This is a genomic window from Azotobacter chroococcum (genome assembly GCF_002220155.1).
Taxonomy (GTDB): Bacteria; Pseudomonadota; Gammaproteobacteria; order Pseudomonadales; family Pseudomonadaceae; genus Azotobacter; species Azotobacter chroococcum.
The window spans coordinates 4,241,270-4,256,970 of sequence record NZ_CP011835.1; the positions used below are offsets into that span (position 1 = coordinate 4,241,270).

Genomic DNA, 15,701 nt, shown 5'->3' on the forward strand with positions numbered 1-15,701 from the left:
AACGCTCGGGACTTTCGATTGGGGTGCGGGGTCCGCCGGCGGCGGGACGGGCCTTACGGGGCGCGCGGTACCGGGCTGTAGACCCGCGCCGCGCTGTGGTGCGGCAGGTGGATCAGGTTGAGGCGGTGGCGGCGCGCCCAGTCCACGGTCAGCGCGGTGGGCGCCGACAGGCCGACCAGGGTGCCGATGCCGGCGCGCACCGCCTTGTGCAGCAACTCGACGCCGCAGCGGCTGGTGACCACGGCGAAGCCGCGGCCGGGTTCCAGCCGTTCGCGCGCGAGGGCGCCGATCAGCTTGTCGAGGGCGTTGTGCCGGCCGATGTCCTCGCGGCACAGGCGGATCTCGCCGTCCCCGTCGACGAACAGCGCGGCATGCAGGGCGCCGCTCTGGCGGGCCAGGCGCTGCTCGGCGGCGATGCGCTTGCGCAGATCCTCAAGGTGTCCGGCCGGCGGCAGCGGCACCGGCTCGAGCGCCGGCAGCTGCGGCAGCGCCTGCTCCAGCGCCTCCACCCCGCACACCCCACAGCCGCTGCTGCCGGCCAGCTGGCGGCGCTGCCGCTTGAGCTGCCAGAAGGCGCGGCTGGCGATCTCCACCTCGGCCCGCCAGGCCTCGGCGCCCTCGACGAGCCGCAGGTCGTAGATTTCATCGGCACTATCGATGATGCCGGCGGTCAGAGTGAAGCCGTGGACGAAGTCCTCCAGCCCCTCCGGCGTGACCATCATCACCGCATGGCTGAGGCCGTTGTAGCTGATCGCCAGCGCGCATTCCGCCGCCAGAGGCACCTCGGAAACCTGCGCCGGAAGGCCGATCTCGGCATAGCGGTAGACACCCGTGACGGCCGGGGGAGGCTCCTTGGCTGGGGGACTGGCGTGATGCGGCATGGCGGCGCACTCGGCGATGAATTGACACAAGTCAAGTTTATTCTCGGCCCCGAGGCCCCGACCAATCGCTATTGCCGATTCATTGATCGACAGTATCTATCAATACGACCGCCACATGCGGCATCCTGCCGCGCAGGCCGCGCCGCTCCGCTGTCCGTTCCCTGACGAGAGTCTCCGCCCTGCCGGGCCGACCACGCGCTCCTTAGCCTTTGGTCTAACCCCCGACGACGCCACTAAATGCGCAAAATTCATATAAATATAGAATTATTATTCACTTAATGAATTAAAAGCGCAGCGCTAGCATCCCTCCCCAGCACGGAAAACCAAGAGAGAGGGAACACCCATGTCGCAACATCCGGGCGGCCTGTCGCGCCGCCGCTTTCTCGCCGGCAGCGCCGGCGCCCTGGCCCTGGCGCCCCTGCTCGGCCACGGCCTGCGCGCCGAGGCGGCCACGCCGGGCCGGCTGCGCGTCGCCCAGTACAAGGGCGGCGACAGGCTGCTGCTGGAGGCCGCCGGCCTCGCCGACACGCCCTACCCCATCGACTGGGCGGAATTCGCCTCGGGCAACCTGATGGTCGAGGCAATGAACGGCGGCTCGCTCGACCTCGCTTACGGCAGCGAGATCCCGCCGCTGTTCGGCTTCATCAAGGGCGCGCGCATCCGCGTGGTCGGGGTGATCAGGGGCGACGTCAACGAGCAGACGGTGCTGGTGCCGAAGGACTCGCCGATCCAGTCGATCGCCGACCTCAAGGGCAAGCGCGTCGGCTACGTGCGCGCCACCACCACCCAGTACTACCTGACCAAGATGCTCGCCGAGGTCGGCCTGAGCTTCGCCGACATCGAGGCGGTCAACCTCACGGTGCCCGACGGCGCCGCCGCCTTCCGCACCGGCCAGCTGGATGCCTGGGCGATCTACGGCTACTCGGTGCCGCTGGCGCAGAGCAACGCCGGCGCCCGCGTGCTGAAACGCGCCAACGGCTACCTGTCGGGCAACTACCTGTTCTTCGCCGCCCCGGAGGCCATCGCCGACCCGCAGCGCCACGCGGCGATCGCCGACTTCTTCGCGCGCCTGCAGAAGGCCTTCGCCTGGCGCCAGGCCAATCCCGAACGCTACGCCGCGGCGCTCGCCGCGGAGATCGGCGTGCCGGTCGAGGCGGTGCTCGCCCTGCTGCGCAACGAGAGCCAGGTGCGCCGCCTGGTGCCGGTGGACGATGCGGCGATCCAGAGCCAGCAGGACGTGGCCGATACCTTCCTCAAGGCCGGGGTGATCGAGCGGCCGGTGGACGTGCGGCCGCTGTGGGATGGAAGCTTTGCGGCCGCGCTAGCGGGTTGAGCCGACGCCCGGCCCCGCCGTGCGCCGGGCGGGGTCAGGTCTGGGGAATCGACAGGCAGCCGAGCAGGGTTCTGAGCACCGGCACCGGCTCGCCGTAGCGCTCGGCGATGGCGATCGGCGCGGCGAGCAGCGCCTCGGTTTCCAGCCGGCGTCCGGCCAGGCGGTCCTGCAGCATCGAGGTGCGCGTGCCGCCCACCTCCTCGGCACGGCGCACCCGCAACTCGGGGGTCATGCTCAGCGGATGGCCGTCGCGTTCGGCCAGGCGGAAGATTTCCGCCATGCCGGCGAGCAGCACCGCACGGGTGCGCGGCGTGCGCGCCAGCTCGCCGACCGTCGCCCCGGTGATCGCACTCAGCGGGTTGAGAGTGGCGTTGCTCATCAGCTTGGTCCACACCTCGCGGCGGATGTCCGCCGAACTCTCGGCGGGAATCCCGGCGGCCTGCCAGAGAGCCACCAGCGCCAGCAGCGGCGCATCCGGCTCGCCCTGCACCCGCGCGCAGATGTAGCGGTCGCTGCCGGTGCGGCGCACGCGGATGCGGCCGGGCGCGGTGCGCTCCACCGCATGCTGGACGACCAGCGCCACGCTGCGCGCCAGCAGCGGCGCGCCGGCGATCTCGCCGTCGCGGTGCGACCACCACCAGGGAATGCCGTTCTGCAGGAAGACGTATTCGGTGGCGGCGTCGCCGAGGGCCGTCAGACGCGGCAGCAGCTCGCCCAGGTCGTGCGACTTCACCGCGACGATGACCTGGGCGAAAGGCCCCTGCAGCGCATCGAGCGGCGCATAGCGCACCGTCGGCGCCTGCCAGAACTCGTCGCCCTCGGCCGCGATCCCGTCGGCCGCGATCCCGGCGCCCGGGCGCAGCGCCACCGTCACGGCGTGCCCGGCCAGGCTCAGAAGGCCGGCGAGGTACAGGCCCAGACTGCCGCCGCCGATGACGGCGATGGGTTTTCCTATCGACATGCAATGCTCTCCTTGGAGGGGGCCGGCAGCGCGCGGGCGGCAGCCGCCGGTCGCGGAATTCAGAACGGCGCGAAGACCTCGACCGGCAGGCGCAGGGGAATCCGCTCGCGCACCTGCGGCAGCAGCTCGCGGCCGAACTCGATGGCGTCGGCGAGCGGGTCGAAGCCACGCACCCGAAAGCTCTCGACGCCGAGGCGATGGTAGGCGGCGAAGGCTTCGGCGACCTGCTCCGGGGTACCGACCAGGGTCGCGGAATCGCCGTCCAGGCCGCACCACAGGCAGTCGTCGAACACCTGGCCGCGCGAGGCGAAGGGCAAGAGCCGCCCGGCCCGCTCCCAGGCGGCGGCCTCGCTGGCGCCGAGCACCACGCGCAGCGAGAGGCCGAAGCGCACCGCCCCGGCACGCCCCTCGCGGGCGGCGGCGGCGCGCACCATGCCGATGCGCACGGCGACGGTGGCGAGCGGCTCGCCGGCCATCGCATAGACGTCGGCATGCCGGCCGGCCAGCCTGGCCGCGGCCGGCGAGGCGCCGCCGCAATGGATCGGCAGGCGCGCCTGCAGCGGACGCAGTGCAGCCTGGTGGCCCTGCACCCGGTAGTAGCGGCCCTCGAAGTCGAAGGGCCGGGTGCTGCTCCAGGCCTGGCGCAGCAGGCCCAGGTATTCGTCGCCGCGCGCCGGCCAGTCGCTGCGCTCGAGGAAATCGCCGTCGCGCTGCGGCACCCCGTCCTCGACCAGCAGCAGCGCCGCGCGGCCGTCGCAGAAGTGGTCGAGGGTGGCGAACTGGCGCGCCGCTTCGGTCGGCGCCAGCAGGCCCGGCCGGTGCGCCACCAGCAGGCCGAGCCGGCGGGTCTGCTGGGCGACGTGGGCGGCCACCTGCAGGCCGTCCGCAGCGGCGTCGTGCCAGCCGATCAGCGCCGCATCGAAGCCGCCATGCTCCAGGGCGCGGGCGCAGGCGCCCAGATAGGCCTTGTCCAGCGGTACGGCGCCGGGCGGCAGGGGTTCGCGGATCTCCCGCGCGGGAAGGACGCCGATGAGTTCGACGCGGCTGGCGCTGAGCATGCTGCGGCTCCGGATGGGCGGATGGAATGCTGGAGGGGGAGCCTACCGAGCCGGGCTTTTAATATCCAAAAACCATTTTTCATATGGTTATAAAGAGCTGACAGTTCTAAAAACCTGTTCGCCGTCTTTTGCCCAGGCCATCCGTTTCGCCCGCCGCTCTTCCAGCGGCGCCGGCACGGCTCTCCAGCCCGGCCAAAGAGCGCTCCACGAGCCGGCGCGGTACTTTTCTACGCTGAGTGAAGGACGCCGCTCGCGAGGCCAGGCGGGCCTGCGGGCAGCGGCGTCGCGGCCGCCGGCATCATGTCCCTCAGCCCCCTCTACCGACAGGCAGGCGCCCAGATGAGCCCCATTTACGAGCCCCACCACACGCCCCCCATCCCCGTCGGCCGGTTCGCTCTGCGCATGCTTGCGCACGCCTGCGTGGCACTGGTGGTGATCGCGATCTCGCTGCTTCTCGGCATGCTCGGCTACCGGCACTTCGAGCAGATGTCATGGATCGATGCGTTCGTGAACGCGGCGATGCTGCTCGGCGGCATGGGGCCGGTCAAGACTGTCGACCTGAGCCCGCCGGGGAAGCTCTTCGCGGGAATCTACGCGCTGTATGCCGGACTGGTGTTCATCGCGGTGATGAGCATCATGCTGGCGCCGGTGGTGCACCGGGTGCTTCACCGCTTTCACTGGGAAGGGGAAGAACCGAAGTGACGCGGCGCAGGCGCACCCTCAGTGCGGCGTACGGAAGAACGCCTTGGCCTCGCGGAAGCAGGCCTCCGCCAGCGGCGAGCGCGGGGCGGCGCGGCGGATGATCAGGCCCAGCGGAGCGAGGGTGCGGGCGTCCTCGATGGGGATCAGTTGCAGGTGTTCGGACTCCCGCTCGAAGCCGCCCTCGAGCGGGACGATGCCGCAGCACAGCCCGGCGCCGACGGCGCGCACCAGCAGGTAGACGGCATCGGTCTCCAGGCGCAGGTTGGGGGTCAGGCCGTGGCGGCGAAAGCCGTGGTCGATCGACTGGCGAAAGTGCATGCCGGTCGACAAGAGGCCCAGCGGCAGCTCGGCCAGTTCCGCCCAGCCTAGTACCGGCGCGGCGAAGCTGAAGCGTCGCGGGTCGTGCAGCAGGCCCATGTGCACCTCGGTCAGCGGATAGGCGTCGAACAGCACCCGGTCGAGGCGTTCGAGGTAGGAAATCCCCAGGTCGAGCTGGTTGCGTCCGAGCCGTTCGTAGATCTGTTCGCTGCTCAGCACCGAGACCACGAAGCGCAGGCTCGGGTGCAGCTCGGCGAACAGGCCGACCAGGTTCATCGGGTCGAAGCCGGCCAGCGGCACCACGCCCAGGCGCAGGGTGCCGACCAGCTGGCCGCGGCAGGCGGCGGCCTCGGCGTGCAGGCCCTCCTCCGCCGCCAGCAGCGTGCGCGCCCAGGCCAGCACACGCAGGCCGGCCTCGGTGAAGCCCTCGAAGCGGTGGCTGCGGCGGATCAGTTCCAGTCCCAGCTCCGCCTCGAGGTCGCGGATGCGCATCGACAGGGTCGGCTGGGTCACGTGGCAGCGCGCGGCAGCTTGGCCGAAGTGCCGGGTCTGTTCGAGGGCGACGAGGAATTTCAGCTGCTTGATGTCCACGCGACGGCCTTTGCTGGGAAACCAGGCGCCAGCTTGCCGGCAATCGCCGCGCCAGGAAAGCATGGCGGACCAGGCTTGCACGATTCCTGCAAGCAACACGCCAGTCGCGTGCCGGTTATCCCTTCCCGCCGCCTTGGGAAATAATGGATGACAGGCCCCCTCCATCCGTCGAGCGCATCGCCATGCAACTGCCCTCCTTCCTCCGCCGCCCGCGCTGGCGCAGCCTGGCGCTGCTCGCCCTGCTGCTGGCGCCGCTGCTCTGGCCGCTGCAGCAGCTGGCCGAGCGCTATTACCTCGGCGAGCTGCTGCAGCAGAACCGCCAGACCCTCGACCTCTACGTCGCCAACCTGCTCGGCACCCTGCGCCGCTACGAGGTGCTGCCGCAGATCCTCGGCGACCTGCCGGCGCTGCACAACGTGCTGCGCGATCCCCAGCAGCCCGGGGCGGCGGACGAGGCCAACCGGCTGCTCAAGAAGATCCTCGAGCGCACCGGCGCCGACTCGCTGTACCTGTTGGACGCCAGCGGCCGCACCCTGGCCACCTCCAACTGGGACCAGCCGGACAGCTTCATCGGCCGCAACTTCGCCTTCCGCCCCTATTTCAGTGAGGCCATGGCCGGCCGCCAGGGACAGTTCTTCGGCCTCGGCACCACCTCCGGCAAGCGCGGCTACTACTTCGCCGCGGCGGTGCGCGACGGCGGCAAACCCCTCGGCGTGCTGGTGATCAAGGTCGACCTGGACCGTACCGAACAGCTCTGGGGCAATACCCCCGAACGCCTGCTGACCACCGACAAGCACGGCGTGGTGATCCTCACCTCGCACGCCGACTGGCGCTTTCGCGCCACCCGGCCGCTGGAAGCCGGCGAGCTGGCCGAGATCGCCGCCAACCTGCCCTACCCGACCCGCGCCCCGCAGCCGCTGCAGCTGAACCCCGGGGACTGGCTGGTCCAGCAGCAGCACATCGAGGAAACCGGCTGGACGGTGCAGATCCTCGCCCCGCGCACGCTGCTCGAACGCCCGGTGCGCGCCGTGCTGGTCAGCGGCAGTGCCGGGCTGCTGGTGCTGATGCTGCTGCTCGGCCTGCTGCTACAGCGCCGCCGCCACTACCTGGAGCGCATCGCCCTGGACAGCCGCACCCGCCAGGAGCTGGAACGCCGCGTGCAGGAGCGCACCCAGGATCTGGAAGACCTCAACCAGCGCCTCAAGCAGGAGGTGCTGGAGCGCGAGCAGGCCCAGCAGGAGCTGGTCCGCGCCCAGGACGACCTGGTCCAGGCCGGCAAGCTCTCGGCCCTCGGCACCATGAGCGCGAGCATCAGCCACGAACTCAGCCAGCCACTGGCGGCGATCCGCAGCTATGCCGACAATGCCGGCGTGCTGCTCGACCATGAGCGCTATCCCGAAGCCCGCGACAACCTGCAGCAGATCAGCCAGCTGACCAAGCGCATGGCGCTGATCATCGCCCACCTCAAGGCCTTCGCCCGCCGCGACCGCCAGGCGCCGGAAAGCGTCGCCCTGCAGCCGGCGCTGGAGGACGCCCTGGCCCTGCTGGCCAACCGCCGGCGCAGCCTGGAGGTGGAGCTGGTCCGCGACCTGCCGGACGCCACCCTCTGGGTGCAGGCCGGCGAGACGCGCCTGCGCCAGGTGCTCGGCAACCTGCTGGCCAACGCCCTCGACTCGCTGGCCGACCGGGCGCCGCCGCGGCGCCTGTGGCTGAGTACCCAGAACCTCGATGACGGACGGATCAGCCTGAGCCTGCGCGACAATGGCCCGGGCTTTTCCGCCGAGGCCCTGGAGCGCGCCCGCGAACCCTTCTACACCACCAAGACCACCGCCCGCGGCCTGGGCCTGGGCCTCGCCATCTGCGACAGCCTGGTCAACGCCCTGGGCGGCGAGCTGCTGCTGGCCAACCAGCCGGGCGGCGGCGCGCTGGTCACCCTCAACCTGCAGCCGGCCACCAGCGCGGTCGGCGCCCAGACCGTGGAGGACTACCCATGACCGTCGATGCCACGACCCAGGTGCTGCTGATCGACGACGACCCGCACCTGCGCCAGGCGCTCAGCCAGACCCTCGACCTGGCCGGCCTCAAGGTCTGCGCCCTGGCCGACGCCCGCGGCCTCGCCGAGCGCCTCGACCGCGACTGGCCGGGCGTGGTGGTCAGCGACATCCGCATGCCCGGCATCGACGGCCTGGAGCTGCTCGGCCAGCTCAAGGCGCTCGACGCCGAGCTGCCGGTGCTCTTGATCACCGGCCACGGCGACGTGCCGCTGGCGGTGCAGGCGATGCGCGCCGGCGCCTACGACTTCCTGGAAAAGCCCTTCGCCAGCGAGGACCTGCTCGACAGCGTGCGCCGCGCCCTCGACCTGCGCCGCCTGGTGCTCGACAACCGCAGCCTGCGCCTGGCGCTGGCCGACCGCCAGGAACTGTCCGCCCGCCTGCTCGGCCAGTCGCCGGCCATCGCCCGCCTGCGCGAGCAGATCGGCGCGCTGGCGGCGACCAGCGCCGACGTGCTGATCCTCGGCGAGACCGGCAGCGGCAAGGAGGTGGTGGCGCGCGCCCTGCACGACCTGTCGAACCGCCGCGCCGGCCCCTTCGTGGCGATCAACGCCGGCGCCCTGGCCGAGTCGGTGGTGGAGAGCGAGCTGTTCGGCCATGAGGCCGGTGCCTTCACCGGCGCGCAGAAGCGCCGCATCGGCAAGTTCGAGTTCGCCAACGGCGGCACCCTGTTCCTCGACGAGATCGAGAGCATGAGCCTCGACGTGCAGGTCAAGCTGCTGCGCCTGTTGCAGGAGCGGACGGTCGAGCGGGTCGGCTCGAACCAGCTGATCCCGCTGGACATCCGCGTCGTCGCGGCGACCAAGGAGGACCTGCGCCAGGCCGCCGACCAGGGCCGCTTCCGCGCCGACCTCTACTACCGGCTGAACGTCGCGCCGCTGCGCATCCCGCCGCTGCGCGAGCGCGGCGAGGACATCCTGCTGCTGTTCCAGCACTACGCCGATGCCGCCGCCACCCGCCACGGCCTGCCGCCGCGCAGCCTGCAGCCGGAGCAGCGCGCCCAGCTGATGCTGCACCCCTGGCCGGGCAACGTGCGCGAGCTGCAGAACGCCGCCGAGCGCTTCGCCCTCGGCCTGGAACTCGGCCTCGGCCCGGCGCCGGGCGGCCAGATGCCGCCCGCGCTGCCCGGCGGCGGCTCGCTCACCGAGCAGGTGGAAGCCTTCGAGCGCGCGCTGATCGCCACCGAGCTGAGCCGCCCGCACGGCTCGCTGCGCAGCCTGGCCGAGGCCCTCGGCGTGCCGCGCAAGACCCTCCACGACAAGCTGCGCAAGCACGGCCTGAACTTCGCCGACGGCGGAAACCCGCCGGACGATGCCGCCTGAGCAGCGGCCCGCCGCCGCCGGCCGCGGCCGGCTTCGCCCTTGAAGCATGTCTCAACTGGCAGACAGGCGGCAGTCCGGGGGTTTGCCGGGCAGCTGGTCGCCCGCCACAATGCGTTGCCTTTTTCCTGAACCAGAGGTTCGCAACATGCGTAAAACGCTTTCCATCCTGACCCTGAGTCTGCTGTGCGCCCACGGCGCCCTGGCCGGCGAAGGAACCACCCAGACCGCCATCGGCGGCGGCGTCGGCGGCGCCCTGGGCAACGTGCTCGGTCAGAGCATCGGCGGCAGCACCGGGGCGGCGGTCGGTGCCGGCCTGGGCGGCGCGGCCGGTGGCGCCGTCGCCGCCAAGAGCGGCAAGAAGACCAAGGCGGCCCTGGGCGGCGGTCTCGGCGCCGCGGGCGGCTCGCTGCTCGGCAACAAGCTCGGCGGCAGCACCGGCGCCGCCATCGGCGCCGGCCTGGGCGGCGCGGCCGGCGGCGCCATCGCCAACGGCATCGGTGACAAGAAGCACAAGCACCACCACGACTGATCGTCCCGGGACGCCCGGCAAGGTCCGCACACCGCGGGCCTTGCCGGTGGCGAAAATCCGCCGCGCCCCCCCCCCCGCAAATGGCGAATATCCGCCACTCGCTTGGCGCAAATCTCCCTTCATCCCCCCGCCGAAACGGCGCCGCGCGGCAGGCGATCGCCTGCGGCCAAGCTGCGGCACGACAGTTGCTGAGGCCCTGTCCTGGCGAGCGTGCGGGCCGGCCAGTCGGCAAATGCCGCCTAGACTTGTCCGGAACGCTCTGCCAAAGCCCCGTCCGGGGGGCCGCCAACAACAACAAACAAGAAAGGTAACGCCCATGCTCCGCTTCACTGCCAAGGCACTCGTCTGCGCCCTCTCCATCGGCCTCGCCGGCCTGACCCAGGCCGCCGATCCCGTGATCATCAAGTTCTCCCATGTGGTGGCGGAACACACCCCCAAGGGCCAGGGCGCCCTGCTGTTCAAGAAGCTCGCCGAGGAGCGCCTGCCCGGCAAGGTGCGGGTCGAGGTCTACCCGAACTCCTCGCTGTTCGGCGACGGCAAGGAAATGGAAGCGCTGCTGCTCGGCGACGTGCAGATCATCGCCCCCTCGCTGGCCAAGTTCGAGCACTATGCCAAGCCGATCCAGATCTTCGACCTGCCGTTCCTGTTCGACGACATGGCCGCGGTCGACCGCTTCCAGGCCAGCCCGGCCGGCCAGGGCCTGCTCGGCTCGATGGAGAGCAAGGGCATCACCGGCCTCGGCTACTGGCACAACGGCCTCAAGCAGCTGTCGGCGAACAAGCCGCTGTACGAGCCGAAGGACGCCCGCGGCCTGAAGTTCCGCGTGCAGGCCTCGCAGGTGCTCGAGGAGCAGTTCAAGGCGGTGCGCGCCAACCCGCGCAAGATGAGCTTCGCCGAGGTCTACCAGGGCCTGCAGACCGGCGTGGTCAACGGCGCCGAGAACCCCTACTCGAACATCTACAGCCAGAAGATGCACGAGGTGCAGAAGTACATCACCGAGTCCAACCACGGCCTGCTCGACTACATGGTGATCACCAACACCAAGTTCTGGAACGGCCTGCCGGACGACGTGCGCGGCGAGCTGCGCAAGATCATGGACGAGGTCAGCGCCGAGGTGAACAAGCAGGCGGACGCTCTCAACCAGGGCGACAAGGAGCGCATCCTCGCCGCCGGCACCACCGAGATCATCCAGCTGACCCCCGAGCAGCGCGCCAAGTGGCGCGAGGCCATGCAGCCGGTATGGAAGAAGTTCGAAGGCGAGATCGGCGCCGACCTGATCAAGGCCGCCCAGGCCGCCAACCAGCCCTGACCTGCCGCGGACAGCCCCGCCGGGCGGGCCGGCCGTAGCGCCGCGACCCGCCACGGGGCCTGCCCCTTCGCCCTACCGGAGACACCTGCCATGCATGCCCTGCGTCAGGTCTGGGACCACTTCGAGGAAGGATTCATCGCCTTCCTGCTGGCGGCCATGACCCTGGTGACGTTCGTCTACGTCATGCTCAACAACCTCTACGCCTTCTTCTACGCCCTGGGCGACCGCTTCGCGTTCGCCAGCGACTTCTTCTACGCCCTCGGCGACCCGATCCTCGAGTGGGCCCAGGCGATGACCTGGAGCAACGCCCTGACCAAGGCGCTGTTCGCCTGGCTGATCTTCTTCGGCCTGTCCTACGGCGTGCGCACCGCCGGCCACATCGGCGTCGACGCGCTGGTCAAGCTGGCCAGCAAGCCGGTGCAGCGCCTCCTCGGCCTGATCGGCTGCATCGCCTGCCTGGCCTATGCCGGCCTGCTCGGCGTGGCCAGCTTCGAGTGGGTCAAGACCCTGTTCGACGCCGCCATCGGCGCCGAGGACCTCGGCCACTTCGGCGTCCAGCAATGGCACATCGGCCTGATCGTGCCGCTCGGCTTCGCGCTGGTGTTCGTCCGCTTCGCCGAGATCTTCGTGCGCATCCTGCGCAATGAGCAGACCGGCCTGGGCCTGGCCGACGAAGCCGCCGAGGTCGCCAAGCTGACCGACCACGAGGAGCTGCGCAAATGACCATCCTGTTCCTGTTCCTCGCCCTGTTCGTGCTGATGTTCATCGGCGTGCCGATCGCCATCGCCCTGGGCCTGTCCGGCTCGCTGACCATCATGCTGTTCAGCCCGGACTCGGTGCGCTCGCTGGCGATCAAGCTGTTCGAAACCTCCGAGCACTACACCCTGCTGGCGATTCCCTTCTTCCTGCTCGCCGGCGCCTTCATGACCACCGGCGGCGTGGCGCGCCGGCTGATCGACTTCGCCAACGCCTGCGTCGGGCACATCCGCGGCGGCCTGGCGATCGGCGCAGTGCTCGCCTGCATGCTGTTCGCCGCACTGTCCGGCTCCTCGCCGGCCACGGTGGCGGCGGTCGGCTCGATCGCCATCGCCGGCATGGTGCGTTCGGGCTACCCGCAGGCATTCGGCGCCGGCATCGTCTGCAACGCCGGCACCCTGGGCATCCTGATCCCGCCCTCGGTGGTGATGGTGGTCTACGCCGCCGCCACCGAAAGCTCGGTGGGCAAGCTGTTCATGGCCGGCGTGGTGCCGGGCATCCTGCTCGGCACGGTGCTGATGGTCGCCATCTACGTGGTCGCGATAAAGAAGAACCTGCCGGCGCTGCCGCGGGCGACCTTCCGCGAATGGCTCTCCGCCGCGCGCAAGGCGATCTGGGGCCTGCTGTTGATGTTCATCATCCTCGGCGGCATCTACTCGGGGATGTTCACCCCCACCGAGGCGGCGGCGGTGGCGGCGGTCTACGCCGGCTTCGTCGCGCTGTTCGTCTACAAGGACATGCACCTGCGCGAGGCGCCCAAGGTGATCCTCGAGTCGGGCAAATTGAGCATCATGCTGATGTTCATCATCGCCAACGCCATGCTCTTCGCCCACGTGCTGACCACCGAGCAGATCCCGCAGACCATCACCGCCTGGGTGATCGAGATGGGCCTGTCGCCGTGGATGTTCCTGCTGGTGGTGAACATCGTGCTGCTGGTGGCCGGGGCCTTCATGGAGCCCTCGGCGATCATCCTGATCCTTGCGCCGATCCTCTTCCCGATCGCCGTGCAGCTGGGCATCGACCCGATCCACCTGGGGGTGGTCATGGTGGTCAACATGGAGATCGGCCTGATCACCCCGCCGGTGGGGCTGAACCTGTTCGTCACCTCGGCGGTGACCGGCATGACCGTCGGCCAGGTGATCCACGCCGCGATGCCCTGGCTGCTGCTGCTGCTCGGCTTCCTGCTGATCATCACCTACGTCCCGGCCATCTCTCTGGCCCTGCCCAACTGGCTGGGGATGAGCTGAAGCGCTGCACAACCGAATCCTTGCCTTTGCCCGGCCCTGCGCCGGGCTTTTTTTCGACCTCGCCGCGCCGGGCAGCGAAAGGTTCGTCGCCCCTGCCCGGCGAAGGCGGCCCGGATGCTCAGGGAGAGACAGCCGGGCTCCCGGATCGAGGGCCGGCGCTATGCATGAAAGATGCTCTCCAGCGCCCGGCGCATCACCGAGGCGTCGACATCGATGCCCGTCCAGTACTTGATGCCGATGACGCCCTGATTGACCAGCATGCCCAGCCCGTCGAGCACGCGGCAGCCGCGCGCCTCGGCGCTGCGGATCAGGTGGGTTCGCGGCGGGTTGTGGATGCCGTCGGCGACCACCATGCCGGGATGCAGCGAATCCAGATCGAGATCGAGACGCTGGTCGACGTTCGGATACAGGCCGATGGAGGTGGCGTTGATCAGCATGTCGGTATCGCGCGGCACCGCCACCGTGCCGTTCCACAGGCGCAGTTCGGCGGAAGTCGGGGTCTTGCCGTTCAGCAGATCGACCAGCGTCTGGCCGGTGTCGCGGCTCCGGTTGACCACGGTGATGTGGCTGGCGCCGGCCAGGGCGAGTTCCACACTCACCGCGCGCGCCGCGCCTCCCGCGCCGAAAATCATGACGGATTTGCCACGCGGATCGACGACCTCGCGCATGGCCTGGACAAAGCCCTTGCCGTCCGTGTTTTCGCCGATGAACGCGTCGCCGCGCCGGACGATGGTATTGACCGCGCCGATGATCTCGGCCGACGGGCCGAGCCCGTCGAGATGCTCGATGACCGCGACCTTGTGGGGAATCGAGCAATTGAAGCCGGCCCAGCCCATGGCCTTCGCGCCCCGCACGGCATCGCCGAGAAACTGCGGCGCCACCTCGCAGTTGATGTAGCGCCAGTCGAGTCCGTGATGGCGATAGGCGGCCTCGACCATCGCCACCGTCGGATTCTCGGCGGCCGGCATCGCGAACGATCCGGTCAGCGTGCTCAGAAAATTTGGCTCCATCATGATGCGTCCCCACGACAGTCGGTGATTTATGGATTGTTTTGGAAAAACTGTGGTGTCGCTGCAAAGCGGGCGATCCGGCCCGCCCCCAGCGCTCCGCACTAATTCACGATGAATGAATTATTAATCGAAGGCAAGCCTTCCGCCGCGCGCAGTGCCCGAGCGCGCAAACAGCCGGGAAGTCGGAATGGCTATCGGGTGCGGGACGCTCGGGGCGTCAGCCGGCCCCGGCGGAGGCGAAGGCCTGCAGGTCGAGCAGGAAGCGGGCCGACAGCGGCAGGCTCGCCGCGCCGAGCGAGCGGGCATGGGCGCCGATCGTGCCCGCCTCGATCAGCGGCAGGCGGATGCCGCTGGCCGGGATTTCCGCCAGATGGGCCCGCACCCTCTCCACCAGCAGGGTCCGGATGCGGACGGGCATCCAGCCATCGACGAGGCAGGCCTCGAAGTCGTAGACCGCTGCCGCCGCCGCGGACGCGGCGGCGATCGCGCGCGCCGCCTCGTCGGCCCAGGCCTCGACCAGGGCCTGCGGAAAATGCCATTCCGAGGGTGTGTCCCACAGCCGGTCGGCCGCCTCGTCCGCGGCGCCCAGCGTCCGCTCCAGCACCGACAGCGAGGCGATGTCGAGCAGCACGGCCTGTCCGCCCCGCCCGTCCGGCACCGGCATGGAACCGATCGCCCCGGCATTGCCGGTTCGCCCGGGCACCAGACTGCCGTTCAGGACGATCCCGCCACCGATGAAATACCCGACATAGAAATACAGGAAGTCCCGCGGCGTGCGCCCCTGTCCGAAGAGCAGCTCCGCGCCGCAGGCGGCCGTGGCGTCGTTCTGCACGTAGACCGGAAAGCCGGTCGCCGCGCCGATCTCGGCGCCGATATTGCGCTCGCGCCAGCCGATCAGCGCCTCCTCCGGAACGCCCAGGGTGCGCCACCAGTCCCAGATCTGGAACGGCATGGCGATCCCCAGTCCGGCGATCCGGGCACGTTCTTCGGCGCCGATCTGGCTGAGAATGTCGGCGACCGCGGAGTTCGCGAAACGCACCACCGCGTCGGGCGTCGGGTAGTGATGGCGTTCGGTCACCCGCGAGCGGATGCCGCCGAGGAAGTCCACCAGCACCAGGTCGAGGCTGCGATGCCCGACCTTCAGGCCGAGGCTGAACGCCCCCTCCCGCGCCAGCCCGAGCGGCACCGACGGCTGGCCGATCCGGCCGCGCAGCGGCTGGCCGCGACAGATCAGCCCGTCGTCCTCCAGCGCGCGCATGATCACGGACACCGTCTGCGCCGAGAGCCCGGTCAACCGGGTGAGTTCGGCCTTGGTCATCTCGCCACGGCTGCGCAACAGCGACAGCACCAGGCGTTCGTTGTGCGCCCGCACGCCGCGCAGATTCGAGCCGCGCAGGCCGCCCACGCCATCATGCCCCACCCCTTCGGGAACGATCGTCATGCCATTCAATCCGCGCGCCTCCTCCCGCCCCGGGGAAAGCGCCGGATCGGCCTCGATGCCTCCCGGCCAGGCGCCTGACCGCGCAAAACAGCAGCAATCCCGTGGTAGTTCAAAACGCCCCCTCCAGATTCATGCGCCCCATGGCGAGGTCGCGGTGCCCGCGAAGAGGACCGCCTGATCGGCCATTCCCCT

General features: G+C 70.0%; 14 protein-coding genes. 8 read left to right on the forward strand and 6 right to left on the reverse strand.

Annotation, left to right across the window (positions count from 1 at the left end):
- Window positions 1-53: 53 nt before the first annotated feature.
- Window positions 54-881 (reverse strand): formate dehydrogenase accessory sulfurtransferase FdhD, encoded by an 828-nt coding sequence (fdhD, locus tag ACG10_RS19870; RefSeq protein WP_089169958.1) that lies wholly within the window; start codon window positions 879-881, stop codon window positions 54-56.
- A gap of 343 nt (window positions 882-1,224) precedes the next feature.
- Here fdhD and ACG10_RS19875 point away from each other — a divergent pair, with 343 nt between their 5' ends.
- Entirely contained in the window at window positions 1,225-2,214 is a 990-nt protein-coding gene (locus ACG10_RS19875) for an ABC transporter substrate-binding protein (RefSeq protein ID WP_089169529.1), read from the forward strand.
- 34 nt (window positions 2,215-2,248) lie between these two features.
- On the opposite strand, the gene ACG10_RS19880 is transcribed toward ACG10_RS19875, so the two are convergent.
- Together ACG10_RS19880 and ACG10_RS19885 are read right to left on the reverse strand one after the other, a co-directional pair.
- Complete coding sequence (locus tag ACG10_RS19880; protein ID WP_089169530.1) at window positions 2,249-3,175, reverse strand: ketopantoate reductase family protein; 927 nt, start codon at window positions 3,173-3,175, stop codon at window positions 2,249-2,251.
- 59 nt (window positions 3,176-3,234) lie between these two features.
- Entirely contained in the window at window positions 3,235-4,233 is a 999-nt protein-coding gene (locus ACG10_RS19885) for an LLM class flavin-dependent oxidoreductase (RefSeq protein WP_089169531.1), read from the reverse strand.
- 339 nt (window positions 4,234-4,572) lie between these two features.
- Here ACG10_RS19885 and ACG10_RS24190 point away from each other — a divergent pair, with 339 nt between their 5' ends.
- On the forward strand, window positions 4,573-4,935 hold the full coding sequence (locus ACG10_RS24190; RefSeq protein WP_198318977.1) for a hypothetical protein: 363 nt from the start codon (window positions 4,573-4,575) through the stop codon (window positions 4,933-4,935).
- A gap of 18 nt (window positions 4,936-4,953) precedes the next feature.
- On the opposite strand, the gene ACG10_RS19895 is transcribed toward ACG10_RS24190, so the two are convergent.
- Window positions 4,954-5,844 (reverse strand): LysR family transcriptional regulator, encoded by an 891-nt coding sequence (locus ACG10_RS19895; protein ID WP_089169960.1) that lies wholly within the window; start codon window positions 5,842-5,844, stop codon window positions 4,954-4,956.
- A gap of 182 nt (window positions 5,845-6,026) precedes the next feature.
- On the opposite strand from ACG10_RS19895, the gene ACG10_RS19900 reads away from it, so the two are divergent.
- The 6 genes from ACG10_RS19900 to dctM all read left to right on the forward strand — a co-directional run bounded on the left by ACG10_RS19900 (window position 6,027) and on the right by dctM (window position 13,058).
- A complete protein-coding gene (locus tag ACG10_RS19900) occupies window positions 6,027-7,838 on the forward strand; it encodes a sensor histidine kinase (protein ID WP_089169532.1) in 1,812 nt (603 codons plus the stop codon).
- A complete protein-coding gene (locus ACG10_RS19905) occupies window positions 7,835-9,217 on the forward strand; it encodes a sigma-54-dependent transcriptional regulator (protein WP_089169533.1) in 1,383 nt (460 codons plus the stop codon). The genes ACG10_RS19900 and ACG10_RS19905 overlap by 4 nt, the downstream gene beginning before the upstream one ends.
- Before the next feature lie 145 nt (window positions 9,218-9,362).
- Window positions 9,363-9,746, forward strand: coding sequence for a bacteriocin (locus ACG10_RS19910; RefSeq protein WP_089169534.1), 384 nt, complete (start codon window positions 9,363-9,365; stop codon window positions 9,744-9,746).
- 316 nt (window positions 9,747-10,062) lie between these two features.
- Window positions 10,063-11,055: a C4-dicarboxylate TRAP substrate-binding protein DctP gene (dctP, locus tag ACG10_RS19915; RefSeq protein ID WP_089169535.1), complete on the forward strand. Its 993-nt coding sequence runs from the start codon at window positions 10,063-10,065 to the stop codon at window positions 11,053-11,055.
- 90 nt (window positions 11,056-11,145) lie between these two features.
- The gene (locus tag ACG10_RS19920; protein ID WP_089169536.1) at window positions 11,146-11,778 is read left to right on the forward strand and encodes a TRAP transporter small permease; all 633 of its coding nucleotides are present in this window, start codon (window positions 11,146-11,148) and stop codon (window positions 11,776-11,778) included.
- A complete protein-coding gene (dctM, locus tag ACG10_RS19925) occupies window positions 11,775-13,058 on the forward strand; it encodes a C4-dicarboxylate TRAP transporter large permease protein DctM (protein ID WP_089169537.1) in 1,284 nt (427 codons plus the stop codon). Before ACG10_RS19920 ends, dctM begins: the two co-directional genes overlap by 4 nt.
- 158 nt (window positions 13,059-13,216) lie before the next feature.
- Here the strand turns inward: dctM and aroE are convergent, their stop codons facing one another.
- Window positions 13,217-14,071 (reverse strand): shikimate dehydrogenase, encoded by an 855-nt coding sequence (gene aroE, locus ACG10_RS19930; RefSeq protein WP_232487149.1) that lies wholly within the window; start codon window positions 14,069-14,071, stop codon window positions 13,217-13,219.
- A 214-nt stretch (window positions 14,072-14,285) separates the two neighbouring features.
- On the reverse strand, window positions 14,286-15,509 hold the full coding sequence (locus ACG10_RS19935; RefSeq protein WP_089169538.1) for an ROK family transcriptional regulator: 1,224 nt from the start codon (window positions 15,507-15,509) through the stop codon (window positions 14,286-14,288).
- Window positions 15,510-15,701: the final 192 nt, after the last annotated feature.